3 protein-coding genes are annotated in these 2,878 nt (G+C 65.4%); all 3 read left to right on the top strand.

What is annotated here, in order from left to right; all coding sequences use genetic code 11:
- The coding region (locus AC1D15_RS25260) for a hypothetical protein (RefSeq protein WP_477828145.1) at window positions 1–1,212 on the top strand (1,212 nt) is incomplete at its 5' end.
- Between the two features lie 96 nt (window positions 1,213–1,308).
- Window positions 1,309–1,818 (top strand): hypothetical protein, encoded by a 510-nt coding sequence (locus AC1D15_RS25255; RefSeq protein ID WP_477828144.1) that lies wholly within the window; start codon window positions 1,309–1,311, stop codon window positions 1,816–1,818.
- Between the two features lie 59 nt (window positions 1,819–1,877).
- The coding region (locus tag AC1D15_RS25250; protein WP_477828143.1) for a pyridoxal phosphate-dependent aminotransferase at window positions 1,878–2,878 on the top strand (1,001 nt) is incomplete at its 3' end.

The raw sequence follows: 2,878 nt of genomic DNA, 5'->3' as shown, positions 1-2,878 counted from the left end.
ATCCTGCTGAACCACGCAGCCGGCTGTGCCATGGAGGGGCGAGGCGGGGAACTGCGTGAGGCACTGAAGGAGCTTGTCCTCGTGGTGGTCGAAAACAGGATGCTGAGAGGGTCGGTGGGCATGTTGTCGATCCATCTGCTGGCGCAATGCCAGGTGGTCTCCCTCTTCCGATCCGATGAGCTGCCGCGGGACGTCTACGACGCGGTGGCGGCTCTGCTGGCGCAATTGCGCCAGCCGTTCCTCTCCCAGGTCGAGGACCAAATCGGTTCGATGCTGCCGGAGGAGGAGGGCATCGCTCAGGAGCCTTCCCCCGACATCCCCGTGAAGGCGCCGCTGTTCGAGCGCATGCCGTGGGTGCTTCGATCCACCCTGAACGGCGTGCGGGAAGGGGGCTGCCACTGGATTGCGATGCTGTTCGCGTCGTGGGCGATCTCATCCGCCATGGAAGCCTTTCTCGGCGCCGTGGACGGGCATGCCTGGCCGCTGGTGACGATCCTGGGTCTGACCGTGGCCCTGGCGTTCATCGGGGTGGACCGGTTCTTCCAGAAGAAGATCGTCAACACGCAGGCGTTCCGCCGGCCGGCAGACGCGCAACTCGGCCGCTACGCCGAGTCGAAATGCTTCAACCTGATGCGGTGGACCTCGCTGATCCTGCCGTGGGCATTGCCGGTGAGCTTCTTCCTGGTCGGGTTGGCTTCCTTCGATGCCCAGGCGCGATCATCGCAAGGCAGCCCGGGAGGCAACGGCACGTCGGCCTTCGAGCCCGAACCTTGGCAGGGTGGCATGCTGTCGCAGAACGCCAGCCTGTGCGAGATCAAGGCAGCGGCGCAGATGTCAGGCGATCTGATCGAGCATGCCTTCCGATGCGCGCTGATACCCGTGCAGGCGCAGATCACCGGCCTGGTCGCGCGTCCGTTCCGTGATCTGCTGCAGTCCGGTTCACGAAGCCGATGGACGTCCGGGCTMTCGTTGTGCCGCTGCATCATCAACCCGCAGGGCGGGAAGGAGTTCATCAAGCTGACGGACGACGAACAGTGGCGGGTGTGGCTGTTGCGGGATGCCCTCTATGCCATCTCGTCGGCAGGAGCCCTGGGGGGCGGGCAGGCATTCGGCAAGAACCTGATTTCACTGATCCAGTTGCGGACCTGCCTGGCCCACGAGGCGATCGGCATCGAGTTCAAGAGCGTCTACGGGCCTGTGAACGAGACCTAGGACGGCTTCTGGCCCGACCTCGCGAGCAAGCTGGTGGCGTGGTGTCCCGCTCTGGTGGGGCTCGAATCGCCACCGGACCAGCCCCTGGTCTGTGTCGTGGATCGCCAGCCCTGTGTCGTGGGCGATGAAGACGGCCTGCCGAAGTTTCGCCGGCATCTCGTGCAGAACGCGTCGGCACGGATCGCGACGGCGGCGACCGGCAACGATGCCTTCGGCTCGCTGGCAACGCTGTGCAGCCGGCTGGGCTACCCCGATGTCGAAACCTTCTTCCTTTTCGTCGGGTCCTTGCTCAATGCTGCGACCGGTGGCGCTCGCGCGCGCAGCGCCAACTACCTGGCCGATCCGGACGGCAGTGCCCATCCCGATACCGTCACACGGTTGGCCGAGGTCATCGTCACCCGAAGCTCGTCGACGGACGTGACGGCGACGCTTCCGACACCACGGGAGCAAAGGATTCGTGAGAACCTGGAACAGCGGCGTGTGATCGCGAGCACCTTCCTGAGTGGTGGAGGCGACAGCGCGGGGGACGGTTCGGCACTCACAGGCACGATGAACGAAGAAGATTCTTCCTGTCATGGCGACCGTGCGGGCGAAAGCTTGCTATGACCGGGCACACAGCAGCGCTGTGCCAAAATTCCGCTCTCCTGACCCCGCCGGAGCCCCCGTTGAAACCCATCTCCAAGTCCAGCAAGCTCGCCAGCGTCTGCTACGACATCCGCGGGCCCGTGCTCGAGAAGGCCCGGCAGATGGAGGAAGAGGGCCAGAAGATCATCAAGCTGAACATCGGCAACCTCGCGGTGTTCGGCCTGGAACCGCCGGACGAGATCGTGCAGGACATGATCCGCAACCTGCCGCACTCGGCCGGCTACACCGACTCGAAGGGGCTGTTCGCGCCGCGCAAGGCGGTCGTGCACTACTCGCAGGAGAAGAACATCGCCGGCGTCACCGTCGACGATGTCTACCTCGGCAACGGCGCCTCCGAGCTGATCGCGATGAGCATGAACGCGCTGCTCAACGACGGCGACGAAGTCCTGGTGCCGGCGCCCGACTACCCGCTGTGGACCGCCTCGGTGGCCCTCTCGGGCGGCACCGCGGTGCACTACGTCTGCGACGAGCAGAGCGACTGGTTCCCCGACATCGCCGACATCAAGGCCAGGATCACGCCGAACACCAAGGCGATCGTCGTGATCAACCCGAACAACCCGACCGGCGCGCTGTACCCCGACAGCCTGCTGCGCGAGATCGTCGAGGTCGCGCGCCAGCACCAGCTGATCGTGTTCGCCGACGAGATCTACGACAAGACGCTGTACGACGGCAACACCCACACCAGCATCGCGTCGCTCGCGACCGACGTGCTGTTCGTCACCTTCAACGGCCTCAGCAAGAACTACCGCTCCTGCGGCTACCGCGCCGGCTGGATGATCGTCTCCGGCGAGAAGCGCCATGCGCGCGACTACATCGAGGGGCTGAACATGCTCGCGTCGATGCGCCTGTGCTCCAACACGCCCGGCCAGCTCGCGATCCAGACTGCGCTTGGCGGCTACCAGAGCATCAAGGACCTGGTCGCCCCCGGCGGCCGGCTGTGCCGCCAGCGCGACCTCGCGCACCAGCTGCTGACGCAGATCCCCGGCGTCAGCTGCGTGAAGCCGAAGGCGGCCCTGTACAT

It is taken from the genome of Rhizobacter sp. P2_H2 (assembly GCF_056403375.1).
This window is presented reverse-complemented; position numbering and strand designations above follow the sequence as displayed.